Here is a 16,030-nt window from a genome sequence, read left to right on the forward strand (position 1 = left end):
GTCAGGAGCCGGGCGCGAGGACGTAGGGTGCGCCATGCGCACCGAGCCTCGGCTGCGCGGGCGATATGCCTTTTGTCAGAACAGATCGATCGGGTCCACGTCCAGCGACCAGCGCACCGCGCGGCCGCCGGGCAGTTGCTCCAGGCGCGGCAGCCAGACGCTCATCAGCCGGTGCAGCGGTGCGCGGGCGTTCGCTTGCAGCAGCAACTGCGCGCGGTAGCGACCGGCGCGGCGCTCCATCGGTGCCGGCACCGGGCCGAGCAGTTCGATGCCGCTCAGCTGCAACTCCTCGAGCAGGTGCTCGGCCTCGCTGCAGGCCTGGTCGAGGAAGTCTTCGGCCTGGCCGGGTTTGTGCGCCTCGCCGCGCAGCAGTGCGAGGTGGGCGAACGGCGGCAGGCCGGCGGCGCGGCGTTCGCTCAGGGCTTGCTCGGCGAAGGCGAAATAGCCTTGCTCGGTGAGCTGCACCAGCAGCGGATGGTCGGCCAGATGGGTCTGGATGATCACCGTGCCCGGCTCCTCTGCGCGGCCGGCACGCCCGGCGACCTGGACGATCAGCTGCGCCATGCGCTCGCTGGCGCGGAAGTCGGCGGAGAACAGCCCGCCGTCGGCGTCGAGGATTGCCACCAGGGTGACACGCGGGAAGTGGTGGCCCTTGGCGAGCATCTGCGTGCCGACCAGCAGGCATGGCTCGCCGCGCTGGATGGTGCTGAACAGGGTGTCCATCGCGCCCTTGCGCGAGGTGCTGTCGCGGTCGATGCGCAGCACCGGGTACTGCGGAAAGAGGATTTCCAGGCGTTCCTCGGCGCGTTCGGTCCCGGTGCCCAGCGGGCGCAGGTCGACCAGGCCGCATTTCGGGCAGTTCGCCGGGCGCCGTTCGCTGTGCCCGCAGTGGTGGCAGCGCAGTTCGTTGGAGCGTTGGTGCACGGTCATTCGCGCGTCGCAGCGCGGGCAGGCGCTGATCCAGCCGCAATCGTGGCAGAGCAGGGTCGGCGCGAAGCCGCGGCGGTTGAGGAACACCAGCACCTGCTGGCCGGCCTCCAGCGTCTGCGTGATGGCCTGCTGCAGCGGTGCGGAGATGCCCGCGTCCAGCGGCCGGCTCTTGATGTCCAGGCGCAGGAAGCGCGGCGGTTTGGCCCCGCCGGCGCGCTGGGTCAGGCGCAGCAGGCCGTAGCGCCCGGCGTGGGCGTTGTGCAGGCTTTCCAGCGAGGGCGTGGCCGAGCCGAGGACGATCGGCACCTTGTCCTGGCGCGCGCGTACCAGCGCCAGGTCGCGCGCGTGGTAGCGCAGGCCTTCCTGCTGTTTATAAGAGGCGTCGTGTTCCTCATCGACGATGATCAGCCCCGGATGCTTCAGCGGGGTGAACAGCGCCGAGCGCGTGCCGATGACGATGTCGGCCTCGCCGTCGCGCGCGGCGAGCCAGGCGTCCAGGCGTTCGCGGTCGTTGACGTTGGAGTGCAGCAGGGCGATCCGCGCGTTGAAGCGCTGCTCGAAGCGCGCCAGCGTCTGCGGACCGAGGTTGATCTCCGGGATCAGCACCAGCACCTGCTTGCCGGCTTCCAGCGCCTGGCGGATCAGTTGCAGGTAGACCTCGGTCTTGCCGCTGCCGGTGACACCGGCCAGCAGGAAGGCCTGGAAGCCACCGAAGCTCGAGCGTATCGCTTCGCAGGCGGCGCGTTGCTCGGGATTGAGCGGGAGTTCCGGCTGCGCCAGCCAGCCGCCGGCGCGTTTCATCGGTGTGCTGCGGCGCACTTCGACGCTGACCAGGCACTTCTCCAGCAGCAGCTCCAGGCTGTCGCGGTTCAGCTGGAGCTTGCTCAACAGGGAATGCGCGACGCCGTGGGCGTGCTGTGCCAGGGTGCGCAATGCCTCGCGCTGGCGCGGGGCGCGGGTGAGGCGCGGGTCGTCGAGGCGGGCGCCTTCGGCCACATGCCAGAAGCGCTCCTGCCGCGCTTCCGCCGGCTCGCCCTGGCGCAGCAGCACCGGCAACGCCCAGCTCAGCGTGTCGCCCAGGCTGTGCTGGTAGTACTGCGCGGTCCACAGGCAGAGCCTGAACAGCGCCGGCGGCATCGGCGTCTGCTCGTCGAGCAGTTGCAGCGCCGGGCGCAGCTTGTCCGCCGGAACCTTGCTGGTTTCGCTGGCCTCGACGAGGATGCCGATCACCTCGCGCCGACCGAACGGCACGCGCACGCGCATGCCCGGCTGCAGGCTCGCGGCCGTCGCGCCCAGCGGTGCGCGGTAGTCGAACAGGCGGCGCAGCGGCGAGGGCAGGGCGAGGCGGAGGATGAGTTCGGGCACGCGCGGGTCCTTGAATTTGGGCGGCGTCGATCTTAGCAGTCCGCGACCTCCAGTCGCCGATCCCGCGCATGCTCGCACGTGTTTTCCGCTGACGGACGGCGAGGTTCGCCGCTTGCAGGTCTTCGATGTCGGGCGTATATTCCGCGGCTCGTTTCCGTGCGGTACTCGACATCGGGTCGGGTGGCGGCACGCCAGACACAGAGGAATACACCATGAAAGCCGATATCCATCCGAATTATGTCGAGATCGACGCCACCTGCAGCTGCGGCAACGTCATCAAGACCCGCTCCACCCTGGGCAAGAACCTGAGCCTGGACGTTTGCTCCGAGTGCCACCCGTTCTACACCGGTAAGCAAAAGGTGCTCGACACCGGCGGCCGTATCGACCGCTTCAAGCAGCGTTTCGGCGTGTTCGGCGCCAAGTAAGCGCGAGCTGCCAAGGAAGGCCCATGGGTTTTCCGGAGCTGTTGAAAAAGGCGTCCCTGGTGGGCGCCTTTTTCGTTTCTGTCTCGGCTGTTCTGCCGTCGCTCGCGGCCTGTCCCGCACCTCCCCAGTCGCTGCACCCCGTCGAAGTCCGTCGCGTCGTCGATGGCGACACGCTGCGCCTCGCTGATGGGCGCAGCGTGCGCCTGATCGGTCTGAATGCGCCCGAACTGGGCCGCGACGGACAACCCGCCGAAGCCTTCGCGGAGATGGCGCGCCGGCGCCTGGAGGCGCTGGTGGCCGCCAGCGACGGCCGCGTGATCGTGCAGCCCGGGCGTGAGGCGAAGGATCGCTACGGGCGCACCCTGGCGCACGTGTTCGACAGCCGCGGGCTGAATCTCGAGGAGCGCCTGCTCGCCGAGGGGCTGGGGTATCAGGTCGCCATCGCGCCCAACGACCGGCTACTGGTCTGCCAGCAGGCCGCGGAGCGTGTGGCGCGCGCATCCGGCCTGGGGCTATGGCGCAAGGCGCCGATCCAGACGCCGGCGCAGTTGAAGGCCTCCGGTTTCGCGCTGGTCCGGGCCCGCGTGAGAGGGTTCGAGCACAACCGCGGCGGGCTCTGGATCGAGCTCGAAGGCCCGCTGGTCCTGCGCATCGAGCCGAAATGGATCGCCCAGTTCGACCCCTCAGCGCTGGAGGCGCTGGTCGGTCGGCAGGTCGAGGTGCGCGGCTGGGTGGTGGATCGTGCGCGGCGCGCTGCACTCAGGTCCGGGCAGGCGCGCTGGCTGCTGGCAATGAGCCATCCGGCGATGCTCCAGGCGCTGCCCTGAGCGCGACTCACTGGCGTCCGCGCGGCGTGAAAAGCCCTTGTTAGAGAGCTCCGCAAGGCTGACCGGGCAGTCTTGTTCGGCACTATCTTCACGCGTATCCTCGGCCGCCAGCCTGTTTTCACTAGCAAAAAAAGCGGAAATCCGACATGTCAGACCTTAAAACTGCCGCTCTCGAATACCACGCACTGCCGCGCCCGGGGAAGCTCAGCGTCGAGCTGACCAAGCCCACCGCGACAGCCCGCGACCTGGCCCTGGCGTACAGCCCCGGCGTTGCCGAGCCGGTCCGCGAGATCGGTCGCGATCCCGAGCTGGCCTACACGTACACCGGTAAGGGCAACCTGGTCGCGGTAATCTCCGACGGCACCGCGATTCTCGGTCTGGGCAACCTCGGCCCGCTGGCTTCCAAGCCGGTGATGGAAGGCAAGGGCGTGCTGTTCAAGCGGTTCGCCGGCATCGACGTGTTCGATATCGAAGTCGATGCGGAAAGCCCGCAGGCGTTCATCGACACCGTCAAGCGCATCTCGATCACCTTCGGTGGCATCAACCTCGAGGACATCAAGGCGCCCGAGTGCTTCGAGATCGAGCGCGCACTGATCGAGCAGTGCGATATCCCGGTGTTCCACGATGACCAGCACGGCACCGCCATCGTCACCGCCGCCGGCATGCTCAACGCCCTGGAAATCGCCGGCAAAACCCTGCCCGAAGCGAAGATCGTCTGCCTGGGTGCCGGCGCCGCCGCCACGTCCTGCATGAAGCTGCTGGTGAGCATGGGCGCGAAGGTCGAGAACATCTTCATGATCGACCGCAAGGGCGTCATCCACGCCGGCCGCGACGACCTCAACCAGTACAAGGCGGTGTTCGCCCACGAGACCGGCAAGCGCACGCTGGCCGACGCCCTCGACGGCGCCGACGTGTTCGTCGGTCTTTCCGGCGCCAACCTGCTCAAGGCGGAAGACCTGGCGCGCATGGCGGCCAGCCCGATCGTCTTCGCCTGCTCCAACCCTGACCCGGAAATCGCCCCGGCGCTGGCCCATGCAACGCGCAACGATGTGATCATGGCGACCGGCCGCTCGGACTACCCGAACCAGGTGAACAACGTGCTCGGCTTCCCGTTCATCTTCCGTGGCGCCCTCGACGTGCGCGCCAAGCGCATCAACGAGGAAATGAAGATCGCCGCCGCGCTGGCCCTGCGTGACCTGGCCAAGCTGCCGGTGCCGCAGGAAGTCTGCGACGCCTACGGCGGCATCGCCCTGAGCTTCGGTCGCGAGTACATCATCCCGAAACCGATGGACCCGCGCCTGATCACCGTGATTTCCGAGGCGGTCGCCAAGGCCGCCGTGGAAACCGGTGTCGCCACGCTGCCTTATCCGAAGCACTACCCGCTGAAGAGCGTCGATGACGTGTTCCTCGGCTGAGTCTTCTGCAACAAAGAAAAACCCCGCCTAGGCGGGGTTTTCTTTTTGCGTCGGGACGTCCTAGAACAGGTCGATCGGCGCCGCCTCGTCGCTTGGCAACGGGCTGCCCGGCGCGCTCATTCCGGGCTCGATTTCACTCATCGGCGGCGGCGAGTCTTCGCTCTTGAACAGCTCGAAGTAGGCATCGGGCGATCCCGGTGGCGCGGCGCGTCCGCTGACAGGGTCGACGCGCAGGGAGATGATCCCGTCCGGTTCCGCCGGCGCGTGCTCCGGCTTACCTTTGAGCGCGGCGCTCATGTAGCTCATCCAGATCGGCAACGCCACGGTGCCGCCGAATTCGCTGCGGCCGAGGGTCTCCGGCTGGTCGAAACCGGCCCAGACGCTGGTCACATAATCGGCGTTGTAGCCGGAGAACCAGCTGTCCTTGGATTCGTTGGTGGTGCCGGTCTTCCCGGCGATGTCGCCGCGACCCATCGCCAAAGCGCGCCGGCCGGTGCCGCGCTTGATCACGTCCTGCAGCATGCTGGTGAGGATGTAGGTGGTGCGCGGGTCGACGATGCGTTCGGCGACGGCGGGTGCCTGCGGGTCTTTCGCTTCGTCCGCGCCGTTGCCGCCTGTGGCTTCCTCGGCGGTCTGGGTGCGCGGCTCGGCATCCTGTGTGGCCAATGCCGCGCTCGGCGGGTTGGCAGTGAACAGCACTTCGCCGTCGCGGCTCTCGATACGCTGGATGAGGTAGGGCTGGATCTTGTAGCCGCCGTTGGCGAAGGTGCTCCAGCCGGTCACGATTTCCATCGGCGTCAGGTTGGCCGTGCCCAGCGCCAGCGACAGGTTGCGCGGCAGCTCCTGCTTGTTGAAGCCGAAGCGACTGACGTAATTGAGGGCGTAGTCGATGCCGATGGTCTGCAGCAGGCGGATAGAGACCAGGTTACGCGACTTGTACAGGGCTTCGCGCAGGCGGATCGGGCCGAGGAAGGTATTGGTGTCGTTCTTCGGCCGCCAGACCTTGTCCAGGTACTCGTCGACGAAGACGATCGGCGCGTCGTTCACCAGGCTCGCGGGCGTGAAGCCGGCGTCCAGCGCCGCGCTATAGATGAAGGGCTTGAAGCTAGAGCCCGGCTGGCGTTTGGCCTGGGCCGCGCGATTGTAGTTGCTCTGCTCGAAGGCGAAGCCACCGACCAGGGCGCGGATGGCGCCGTTGTTCGGGTCCAGCGAAACCAGTGCGCTCTGTGCGCTCGGCACCTGGCTGAAACGCAGGCTGCCGTCTTCCTGGCGCTGTACCCGAACAAGGTCGCCCACCTGCACCACGTCCGCCGGCTTCTGCGGGCGCGCGCCCATACTGTTGCTGTTGATGAACGGGCGGGCCCATTTCATGCTGTCCCAGGCCACGGCTTCTTCTTTCCCATCGCGGGTCAGCACGAGGATGCCGCTGCTCTCCACCTGGCTGACCACCGCCGGCTCGAGACTCCCCAGCGTGCGGTACTTGCGCAGTTCCTGCAGCCAGGCCTCGCGGGTCATGTTCGGGTAGCGGGTTTCCGGGCCGCGATAGCCGTGGCGCTGGTCGTAGCTGATCAGTCCGTCCTGCACCGCCTTGTTGGCCGCCAGTTGCAGGTTGCTCGGCACGGTCGTGGTGACGCGGAAACCGTCGGTGTAGGCGGCGCTGCCGAAGCGGCCGACCATCTCCGCGCGGGCCATTTCCGCGATGTAGGGCGCGGCCAGCTCGGGCGTCTGCACGTGATAACGGGCATCGATCGGTTCGGCCAGTGCGGCCTTGTAGCGCGTCTCGTCGATCTTGCCGAGGCGGAACATGCGTCCGAGGATCCAGTCGCGCCGCTCCTTGCTGCGCACCGGATCTATCAGTGGGTTGTAGCGCGAGGGCGCCTTCGGAAGACCGGCTATCATCGCCATCTGCCCGAGGCTCAAGTCTCGGATGGATTTGCCGTAATAGACTTGAGCGGCGGCTTCGATCCCGTAGGCGCGATTGCCCAGGTAGATCTTGTTGACGTAGAGCTCGAGGATTTCGTCCTTGCTCAGCTCACGTTCGATCTGCAGCGCGAGCAGGATCTCGGTGATCTTGCGCGAGAAGCTGCGCTCGCTGGTGAGGAAGTAGTTCTTCGCCACCTGCATGGTGATGGTGCTGCCGCCACTCTGAATATGGCCGGTCTTCAAGAGTTGAGAGGCGGCGCGCATCAGGCTGCTGACGTCGACGCCATAATGGTTTGCAAAGTTGTCATCCTCGGCGGATAAGAGTGCCTGGATGAAGTCCTTGGGGATGTCGGCGAACTGGATGGGGGTACGCCGCATCTCGCCAAATTCGGCGATCAGCTTCTCGTCGCTGCTGTACACGCGCAGCGGAATCTGCAGTTGGATGCTGCGCAGTGAGTCCACGGAGGGGAGGGTTGGGCTCAGATAAAGAAAGGCGCCACTGAGACCAAGCAAAAGGCCACAGAAAACGGCTACGCAAGACCACCAGAAGAATTTCAGCAGGCGTATCAAATGCTTGGTTTTCCAGATAAAAGAATGAGTTAGCAGAAGGCGAAGCGGAAAGCGGAAAGCCGTTCACATTATAAGCGGTTTTTTTGCCGGGGAGCCATTTGCGCTTCTGTCAAGACTGTTATTTAATGTGAAAAAACATAAATAGTCCGTAAGTAGCGGATGCCAATAGGAAATCGGACGTGCTAGGGCTCTTCACCAAGAAAGCGAATACGCTGCTGGGGATCGATATCAGCTCGACCTCGGTAAAGCTCCTCGAACTGAGTCGCTCGGGTGGCCGCTACAAAGTAGAGGCCTATGCCGTCGAGCCGCTCCCGATAAACGCCGTGGTGGAAAAGAACATCGCCGAACTCGAGGGCGTGGGGCAGGCGCTGGCTCGTGTGACAGCCAAGGCCAAGACCGGCGTGAAGGCCGTTGCAGTGGCCGTGGCCGGCTCCGCAGTCATCACCAAGACGATCGAAATGGAGTCGGGTCTCAACGATGACGAGTTGGAAAACCAGCTGAAGATCGAGGCTGATCAGTACATTCCTTATCCGCTGGAAGAAGTTGCCATAGATTTCGAAGTTCAGGGCACCTCGGTACGCAATCCCGAGCGGGTTGAAGTGCTGCTGGCTGCTTGCCGCAAGGAGAACGTCGAGGTCCGTGAGGCGGCGCTGGCGTTGGCCGGTCTCACGGCCAAGGTCGTGGACGTCGAAGCCTATGCGCTGGAGCGTGCCTATGGCCTTCTGGCCGAGCAATTGGGGGGCGAACGGGACGAGATGACCGTTGCCGTGGTAGACATCGGCGCCACCATGACCACCCTCAGCGTGCTGCACAATGGCCGCACCATCTATACCCGTGAGCAGCTTTTCGGTGGGCGCCAGCTGACCGAGGAAATCCAGCGTCGCTATGGCCTGTCGGTCGAGGAGGCCGGCCTTGCCAAGAAGCAGGGCGGCCTTCCGGATGACTACGAAAGCGAAGTGTTGCTGCCGTTCAAGGAGGCTGTGGTCCAGCAGGTTTCCCGCTCCCTGCAGTTCTTCTTCGCCGCGGGTCAGTTCAACGACGTCGACTACATCATGTTGGCCGGTGGCACCGCCTCCATTCCCGATCTGGATCGTTTGATCCAGCAGAAAATCGGCACTCAGACGCTGGTCGCCAACCCCTTCGCCGATATGGCCCTGAGTGGCAAAGTCAACGCGGGTGCCCTGGCCAGTGATGCGCCGGCGTTGATGATTGCCTGCGGTCTGGCGATGAGGAGTTTCGACTGACATGGCACGGATCAACTTACTTCCTTGGCGCGAGCAGCTTCGCGAAGAGCGCAAGCAGCGCTTCCTCGTTACCTTGGGTGGTGTCTTGTTAGTGGCTGGTGGCGCGGTCTTTCTGGCCTCCCAGTACCTGGATTCCGCGATAGAGAACCAGCGTGCCCGCAACGACTATGTGCGCACGGAAATCTCCCTGCTTGATGCAAGGATCGCGGAGATCAGAGAGCTGAGGACCCGTCGCCAGCAACTGCTCGAGCGGATGAAGATCATTCAGGACCTGCAGGGGAATCGTCCGATCATCGGCCGAGTGTTCGATCAGCTTGTTCGTACGTTGCCGGAAGGTGTGTATTTCACCGAGCTGAAAATGGACGGCTCGACGATCGCTATCACCGGGGCTGCTGAATCCAACAATCGAGTCTCCAACCTAATGCGCAATCTGGATTCCTCGCAATGGCTCACGGCGCCGAACCTCACGGAAGTAAAGGCTGTGACCGCCGGGGAAGTTGATCAGGCGAACGTCTTCCAGCTGACGGTGCAGCAGACCCAGCCCAAAGCTGATGTGGAAGGAGCCGCGAAATGAGTCTTGCCGATTCCCTGGCTAGTTTGCGCAAGGTGGATCTGGGCGATCTGGATTTGAACAACCTGGGTTCATGGCCGGCGCCAGTCAAGGCAATAGCCTGTTTCCTGCTCCTGGTTGCGGTTCTGGCGCTTGGTTACAACTTCCATCTCAAGGATCTTCAGGCCGATCTCGACCAGCAGCGTAGCGAAGAGCTGACGTTGAAGGAGCAGTTCTCCAGCAAGGCATTCCAGTCCGCCAACCTGGAAGCCTACAAGGAGCAAATGAAGGAAATGGAAGTTTCCTTCGGCGCCCTGCTCAGGCAGTTGCCCAGCGATACTGAAGTCCCTGGCTTGCTTGAGGACATTACGCGCACTGGGCTGGGCAGCGGGCTGGAATTCGAGGAGATCAAATTGCTTCCGGAGGCCGCGCAGCAGTTCTATATCGAACTTCCCATACAAATTACGGTAGTGGGCGCTTATCACGATTTGGCGACGTTCGTGAGCGGTGTCGCCAGCTTGCCGCGGATCGTCACGTTGCACGATTTCGACATCAAGCCGGTGAGCGCTGCCAGCCCCAACAAGTTGCGCATGAGCATCTTGGCCAAGACCTATCGTTACAACGAGACCGGGGTACAGAAATGAAAAGCCCCCATCTTTTTGTAGGCACCGCTCTGGTGCTGGTTCTCGCGGGTTGCGGTGTCAGCAACGACTTCAGCGATTTGCAGAACTACATGGACGAGGTTCGCGCGAGGCCGAAGGGTTCTATCGAGCCGTTGCCCAAATTTCAGCCCTACGAGGCCTTCACCTACAGCGCTGCTGCCATGCGCAGTCCATTCCAGCCGCCGGTGAAGATCGATCTGGCTCGGCAGCAGAAGGGCTCCAAGGACATCAAGCCGGACGAAACACGGGTCAAGCAGTTCCTTGAAGGCTTCAATATCGAAACGTTCGAAATGGTCGGCACGCTTTCCAACGAGGGTGGGATGTTTGCCTTGGTCCGGGGTGCCGGTGGAGTCCATCGAATTCGTGTAGGGGACTACCTCGGAAGAAACAACGGACGGATTGTGGCCATCAACGAGAACGCGATCGAAGTTGTGGAAGTCGTTCCAGACGGAGAGGGTGGCTGGTTGGAAAGGCCGCGTAGCCTGGCCCTAAAAGAACGCTCATAGGGACAGGGATATGAAGAATTATTGCCAGTCAGCACAACGGAATCAGAGAATGAACAGCAAACTTTCGCGCCTAGCTCTATCAATGTTGGCGGCTCTGATTGCGCCTGAAGTGTTGGCGGCCAATCTCCAGAGTTTGGATGTCGCGGCGTTGCCGGGCAATCGTGTCGAGCTGAAGCTGTCCTTTGACGAGCCTGTTCCAGTCCCGCGCGGTTACACCATCGAACAACCGGCCCGTATTGCGCTCGATCTGCCCGGTGTCAGCAGTAAGTTGGGTGCCAAGAACAAGGAGCTCGGCGTAGGCAACGCGCGAAGCGTCACTGTCGTCGAGGTGAAGGACCGCACGCGTCTGATCGTTAATCTGGCGACTCTCGTGCCCTACAGCACTCGTGCTGAAGGCAATAACCTGTATGTCGTGGTGGGTGAAGGGGCTCTTGGTGCTCCCGTTCCCCAGCCGGTCGCCGTCCAGGCGCCTGTCAGCTCCAAAGCGCCTGCTGCTCCTGTTTCGAAAACCTTCGCTCCGGCCGGTAAGGCCATCAGTGGGATCGATTTCCAGCGTGGTGATCAGGGCGAAGGGAATGTGGTTATTGCACTCTCCGATCCAACGGTAAGTCCGAACATTCAGGAGCAGGGCGGAAAAATTCGTCTGGACTTCGCGAATACCCAGTTGCCCGAGTCGCTACGAGTGCGATTGGATGTCAAGGATTTCGCAACCCCCGTACAGTTTGTAAGTGCGAGTACACAGGGTGGCCAAACCAGCATCAATATCGAGCCTACGGGTTTTTACGATTATCTTGCTTATCAGACTGATAACAAGCTGACCATCAGTATCAAGCCGCTGGCAAAAGAAGAGGTTGAGCAGCGTAAGAGCGATAGATTCACCTACTCGGGTGAAAAGCTGTCTCTTAACTTTCAGGATATTGACGTTCGTTCGGTACTTCAGCTGATTGCCGACTTTACCGATTTGAACCTCGTGGCCAGCGATACGGTTCAGGGCAGCATCACACTTCGTTTGCAGAACGTGCCCTGGGATCAGGCGCTTGATCTGGTATTGAAGACCAAAGGGCTGGACAAACGTCAAATCGGTAACGTGCTTCTGGTCGCGCCGGCTGATGAGATCGCGGCTCGGGAGCGTCAGGAGTTGGAGTCGCAAAAACAAATCGCCGAACTGGCTCCGCTACGTCGGGATTTGATCCAGGTGAACTACGCCAAGGCGTCTGACATCGCCAAACTGTTCCAGTCGGTAACCAGCTCCGAAGCGGGCGCGGCTTCTACGCCCGAGCGTGGCTCGATCACCGTGGACGATCGCACCAACAACATCATTGCCTATCAGACTCAAGAGCGTCTGGATGAGCTTCGTCGAATCGTTACCCAGCTGGATATCCCCGTACGGCAGGTCATGATCGAGGCGCGGATCGTCGAGGCAAACGTCGATTACGATAAGGCGCTGGGTGTTCGCTGGGGTGGTGCCTTGAGCAAAGGCAACTGGACTGGCTACGGGCAGAACGGAAACATTGGTATCAATGAAAGTGGAACGGGTGGGTGTGGTCCCTTTGCCGGTGGATGTACGTTGCCTACTAGCAGCGCTGGTTCTGGCTCTGGCTCTAGCTCCAGTAGTAGCCCTGTCCCATTTGTCGACTTGGGTGCTAGCAACAGCACTTCCGGGATAGGTATTGGCTTCATTACGAACAACGTGATTTTGGACCTGCAGCTTTCCGCTATGGAAGCGACCGGTAACGGCGAAATCGTATCCCAGCCCAAGGTCGTTACTTCCGACAAGGAAACGGCTCGCATCCTCAAGGGCGCTGAAGTGCCTTATCAGGAAGCCAGCTCCAGCGGTGCCACCAGTACCTCGTTTAAAGAAGCAGCGCTATCGCTGGAAGTCACTCCGCAAATTACCCCCGACAATCGGGTAATCATGGAGGTGAAGGTGAACAAGGATGCGCCTGACTTCACCAATGCGGAGGCGTCAAATGGTGTTCCCGCCATCAACAAGAACGAGGTGAATGCCAAGGTCCTTGTGAGTGACGGCGAGACAATTGTAATTGGCGGCGTGTTTTCCAACACCCAAACCAAGAGCACCGAGAAAGTCCCTTTCCTGGGTGACCTGCCTTACCTCGGACGACTGTTCCGTCGCGACACAGTGCAGGACTCCAAATCCGAGCTGCTGGTCTTCCTCACTCCGCGCATCATGAACAATCAGGCTATTGCGGTGGGTCGTTGATGCTGTGCGCAATCTGATTCTGGTTGGCCCGATGGGTGCTGGGAAAAGCACCATCGGGCGGCTTCTGGCCAAAGAGCTGCGGCTTCCCTTCAAGGATTCCGACAAGGAAATCGAGCAGCGCTGTGGCGCCAACATACCCTGGATTTTCGATGTCGAGGGCGAGCCGGGCTTCCGCGAGCGGGAGCGCTCGATGCTTGCGGAGCTCTGCGAGCTCAATGGCGTGGTGCTGGCGACAGGCGGCGGAGCGGTGCTGCGCGATGACAACCGCGCCGTCCTTAAGGCTGGGGGCGATGTCGTTTATCTCTTCACCTCTGTTGCGCAGCAGTTGAACCGTACGGCCCGGGATCGGAATCGTCCGCTTCTGCGCACTTCCGACCCTGGCAAGGTGCTCCGAGAGCTGATGGCTATTCGGGACCCGCTTTATCGCGAGATTGCCGATATCGTCATCGAAACCGACCAGCGCCCGCCGCGGATGGTCGTTCAGGAAATACTCGAGCGCTTGCAGGCGTTGCGGCCGGATTAAACTCCGGCCGGATGCGCTATCCTATTGGCCTTTTTTACGGGGGCCTCATGCAGACTCTTCACGTCGACCTCGCTGATCGCAGTTATCCCATCTACGTTGGCGCCGGGCTCATCACTCAGGGTGAACTGTTCGCCCGTCATGTTGCGGGCAAGAAGGTGGCGATCGTTACCAACGAGACGATCGCGCCGCTTTATCTCGAATCGGTGCAGCGTGCACTGGCTGCCTACGCACAGACAGCCATCGTTCTTCCCGATGGGGAGGCGTTCAAGACCTGGGAGACCTTGCAGCTGATTTTCGACGGCCTGCTTTCCGCCCGGCACGATCGCCGTTGCACGGTGATCGCCTTGGGTGGAGGCGTGATCGGCGATATGGCTGGTTTTGCAGCGGCCTGCTATCAGCGCGGCGTCGATTTCATCCAGGTGCCGACCACGCTGCTGTCGCAGGTCGATTCATCCGTGGGCGGGAAAACCGGGATCAATCATCCGCTCGGCAAGAACATGATCGGCGCCTTCTATCAGCCGAATGCCGTGCTCATCGATACCTCGACGCTGACCACGCTGCCGCCGCGCGAGCTTTCCGCCGGCCTGGCCGAGGTCATCAAGTACGGCCTGATCTGCGACGAGGGTTTCCTGGCCTGGCTCGAGGAGCATATGGATGCGCTGCGTTCGCTCGACCAGCAGGCGCTGACGTACGCCATCGAGCAATCCTGTGCGGCAAAGGCCCGTATCGTCGGCGCGGACGAGCGTGAGGCCGGGGTTCGTGCCACCCTCAATCTGGGCCACACCTTTGGCCATGCCATCGAGACCCACAAGGGCTACGGTGCCTGGCTGCACGGCGAGGCCGTGTCCGCGGGCACGGTGATGGCCCTGGAAATGTCGCGGCGCCTTGGCTGGATTTCCACGGAGGATCGCGATCGCGGGATTCGCCTGTTCCAGCGGGCGGGTCTGCCGGTGGTGCCGCCCGAAGAGATGACCCCGGCCGATTTCCTCCAGCACATGGCCGTCGACAAGAAGGTTCTGGATGGGCAGATGCGCCTTGTATTGCTGAGGCGGATGGGGGAAGCCGTGGTTACGGCGGATTATCCTGATGAGACTTTGCACGCCACCCTGAGCGCGAATTACCGCGCCCTGGTGGACCAGCTCGGAGAACAATGAGAGCTCATGACCAGTTTGCATGCCGATGAAGCGTTTCTAGGTTTTTACCAGTTCAGCCACGACCCTTTCGCACCGCGGGTGCCGGGGTTCAAGTTCTTCGCTGCCCAGCGCAAGCCGGTGTTGGGGCAGCTTCATCACCTCGCGCGTTACAGTCAGCTGCTTCTGGTGGTCAGTGGGCCTGAAGGCAGTGGCAAGACCCTCTTGCGCCAGGCTCTGGTCGCCAGTACCAACAAGCAGAGTGTGCTCAGCGTGGTGGTTTCCGCGCGTGGCGCCGAGGATGCGGCCAGCCTGTTGCGGCAGGTGGCCCAGGGGCTGGGCATGCAGGCCGCCGATTCCCGCTCTATCCAGTCGCAGGTGGTGCAGCTGGGGCTGACCGGGCAGGAAGTCTATCTGCTCGTGGACGATGCCGAAGCGCTCAAACCGGATGCGCTCGAGGCCTTGCTGGCGCTGGCGCAGGGCAATGCCGACGGCCGCGCCCACGTGTTCCTATTCGGCGAGCCTTCGCTGATCGCGCGTCTGGATGATCTGGGCGACGGCGGGGAAGAGTGCTTCCACGTCATCGAGCTGCAACCCTACGAAGAGGAGGAGACGCGCGCCTACCTGGCTCGCCGCCTCGAGGGCGCCGGGCAGGGAATCGAAGTCCTCTCGGACGATCAGATCGCCGATATCCACGCCCAGTCCGAAGGTTGGCCGGGTGCGATTAACCAGGTGGCGCGCGAGACGTTGATCGAGGCGATGCTGGCGCAGCGCGGCTCGGGCAAGCGCGCCGGTTTCGCATTCAAGTTGCCGAAGAAGCATCTTCTGGCCCTTGTCGTGGTGTTCGTGGGTGTTCTGGCCGCGTGGTTGATGCAGGGGCAGGGCAGCAAGACCCCTGGCGAACCCGCTCCCGGCGTTGCACTGGCGCCTCAGGATCAGGCGGCAGGCAGTCCGGCGGGGCAGGCGCAGCAGGGGGCTTCGCAGGAAGGCAATCCTGCCGTCGAGTTTTCGGGGTCTTCCCAGCCGCTGCCGTTGCCTCTGGTGGGCGAGGCTCAGCCGGTCATTCGCAGCCCTCTCGCTCAGGCGGCGGCTACGGAAGATGGCGACGAGACGGCTACCGAGGTTCCCAGTCCGGCGCCGTTGCCCGAGCCGGGCGCCGCGGCGCCTATCGCCGCCGTACCTGCACCGCCGGTTGCCGCTGCGCCGCCGGTAGTGACCGCGCCAACCGCGAGCCCGGCTCCGGTAACGCAGCCCAAGTCCACGCCGCCCGCCGCGGCCGTTTCCAACCCGCCTGCGGCAACCAAGCCTGCGGCGCCCGCCACGGCGAAGGTGGACAAGCCTGCAGCGGTGGCGAGCGCGGCATCGCCGGGTGCGGACTGGTATCGGGCCCAGCCGGCCACGGCGTTTACCGTGCAGATCCTCGGCTCGGCGTCGGAGAGCAGTGCGCAGGCGTTCGTTCGGGCGAACGGCGATCAGTACCGGTATTTCAAGAAGGTCTTCCAGGGCAAACCACTCTATGTGGTGACCTATGGCAGCTTCCCCTCCCGCACGGCGGCGCAGGCGGCTATCAAGACGCTGCCGGCCAAGGTTCAGGCCGGCAAGCCATGGCCGAAAACCTTCGCCAGCATCCAGCAGGAAATGGGCGCTTCGCGCTGATTCCTGGCGGTTAGAGACGGCGGGCGCTATCACGGCCCGCCGCCTTATTCCTACGTTATTGCGACATTAAAATTCACTGCCAC

13 protein-coding genes are annotated in these 16,030 nt (G+C 62.9%); 11 read left to right on the forward strand and 2 right to left on the reverse strand.

Features of this window, described 5'->3' with window-relative positions; translation table 11 throughout:
- Positions 1-75: 75 nt before the first annotated feature.
- Positions 76-2,295: a primosomal protein N' gene (locus QMX85_RS16895; protein ID WP_282342713.1), complete on the reverse strand. Its 2,220-nt coding sequence runs from the start codon at positions 2,293-2,295 to the stop codon at positions 76-78.
- A 212-nt stretch (positions 2,296-2,507) separates the two neighbouring features.
- On the opposite strand from QMX85_RS16895, the gene rpmE reads away from it, so the two are divergent.
- From rpmE to QMX85_RS16910, 3 genes are all read left to right on the forward strand, one after another.
- Positions 2,508-2,720 (forward strand): 50S ribosomal protein L31, encoded by a 213-nt coding sequence (rpmE, locus tag QMX85_RS16900; protein WP_003459015.1) that lies wholly within the window; start codon positions 2,508-2,510, stop codon positions 2,718-2,720.
- A gap of 23 nt (positions 2,721-2,743) precedes the next feature.
- A complete protein-coding gene (locus tag QMX85_RS16905) occupies positions 2,744-3,547 on the forward strand; it encodes a thermonuclease family protein (protein ID WP_282342774.1) in 804 nt (267 codons plus the stop codon).
- A 146-nt stretch (positions 3,548-3,693) separates the two neighbouring features.
- On the forward strand, positions 3,694-4,962 hold the full coding sequence (locus QMX85_RS16910) for a malic enzyme-like NAD(P)-binding protein (RefSeq protein ID WP_282342776.1): 1,269 nt from the start codon (positions 3,694-3,696) through the stop codon (positions 4,960-4,962).
- A 60-nt stretch (positions 4,963-5,022) separates the two neighbouring features.
- Here the strand turns inward: QMX85_RS16910 and QMX85_RS16915 are convergent, their stop codons facing one another.
- On the reverse strand, positions 5,023-7,455 hold the full coding sequence (locus QMX85_RS16915; RefSeq protein WP_282342778.1) for a penicillin-binding protein 1A: 2,433 nt from the start codon (positions 7,453-7,455) through the stop codon (positions 5,023-5,025).
- Between the two features lie 179 nt (positions 7,456-7,634).
- On the opposite strand from QMX85_RS16915, the gene QMX85_RS16920 reads away from it, so the two are divergent.
- Genes QMX85_RS16920 through QMX85_RS16955 form a run of 8 tightly spaced genes read left to right on the forward strand, consistent with a single transcriptional unit; the run spans position 7,635 to position 15,947 of the window.
- Positions 7,635-8,699, forward strand: coding sequence for a pilus assembly protein PilM (locus QMX85_RS16920; RefSeq protein WP_090225665.1), 1,065 nt, complete (start codon positions 7,635-7,637; stop codon positions 8,697-8,699).
- Position 8,700: 1 nt separating this feature from the next.
- Positions 8,701-9,273 carry a PilN domain-containing protein gene (locus QMX85_RS16925; RefSeq protein ID WP_282342779.1) on the forward strand — a complete coding sequence of 191 codons (573 nt, stop codon included), beginning with the start codon at positions 8,701-8,703 and terminating at the stop codon, positions 9,271-9,273.
- Complete coding sequence (pilO, locus tag QMX85_RS16930; RefSeq protein ID WP_282342781.1) at positions 9,270-9,893, forward strand: type 4a pilus biogenesis protein PilO; 624 nt, start codon at positions 9,270-9,272, stop codon at positions 9,891-9,893. Before QMX85_RS16925 ends, pilO begins: the two co-directional genes overlap by 4 nt.
- Complete coding sequence (gene pilP / locus QMX85_RS16935; protein ID WP_090225670.1) at positions 9,890-10,417, forward strand: type 4a pilus biogenesis lipoprotein PilP; 528 nt, start codon at positions 9,890-9,892, stop codon at positions 10,415-10,417. The genes pilO and pilP overlap by 4 nt, the downstream gene beginning before the upstream one ends.
- A gap of 49 nt (positions 10,418-10,466) precedes the next feature.
- Positions 10,467-12,638 carry a type IV pilus secretin PilQ gene (gene pilQ, locus QMX85_RS16940; protein ID WP_282342785.1) on the forward strand — a complete coding sequence of 724 codons (2,172 nt, stop codon included), beginning with the start codon at positions 10,467-10,469 and terminating at the stop codon, positions 12,636-12,638.
- Positions 12,639-12,642: 4 nt separating this feature from the next.
- Positions 12,643-13,161, forward strand: a complete 519-nt coding sequence (aroK, locus tag QMX85_RS16945) for a shikimate kinase AroK (protein ID WP_282342787.1) — start codon at positions 12,643-12,645, stop codon at positions 13,159-13,161.
- Positions 13,162-13,208: 47 nt separating this feature from the next.
- Complete coding sequence (gene aroB / locus QMX85_RS16950) at positions 13,209-14,315, forward strand: 3-dehydroquinate synthase (RefSeq protein WP_282342788.1); 1,107 nt, start codon at positions 13,209-13,211, stop codon at positions 14,313-14,315.
- Positions 14,316-14,321: 6 nt separating this feature from the next.
- Entirely contained in the window at positions 14,322-15,947 is a 1,626-nt protein-coding gene (locus tag QMX85_RS16955) for an AAA family ATPase (RefSeq protein ID WP_282342790.1), read from the forward strand.
- Positions 15,948-16,030: the final 83 nt, after the last annotated feature.

Origin of the sequence: Pseudomonas sp. PS02288 (assembly GCF_029959715.1) — a bacterium.
Taxonomy (GTDB): Bacteria; Pseudomonadota; Gammaproteobacteria; order Pseudomonadales; family Pseudomonadaceae; genus Pseudomonas_O; species Pseudomonas_O kuykendallii.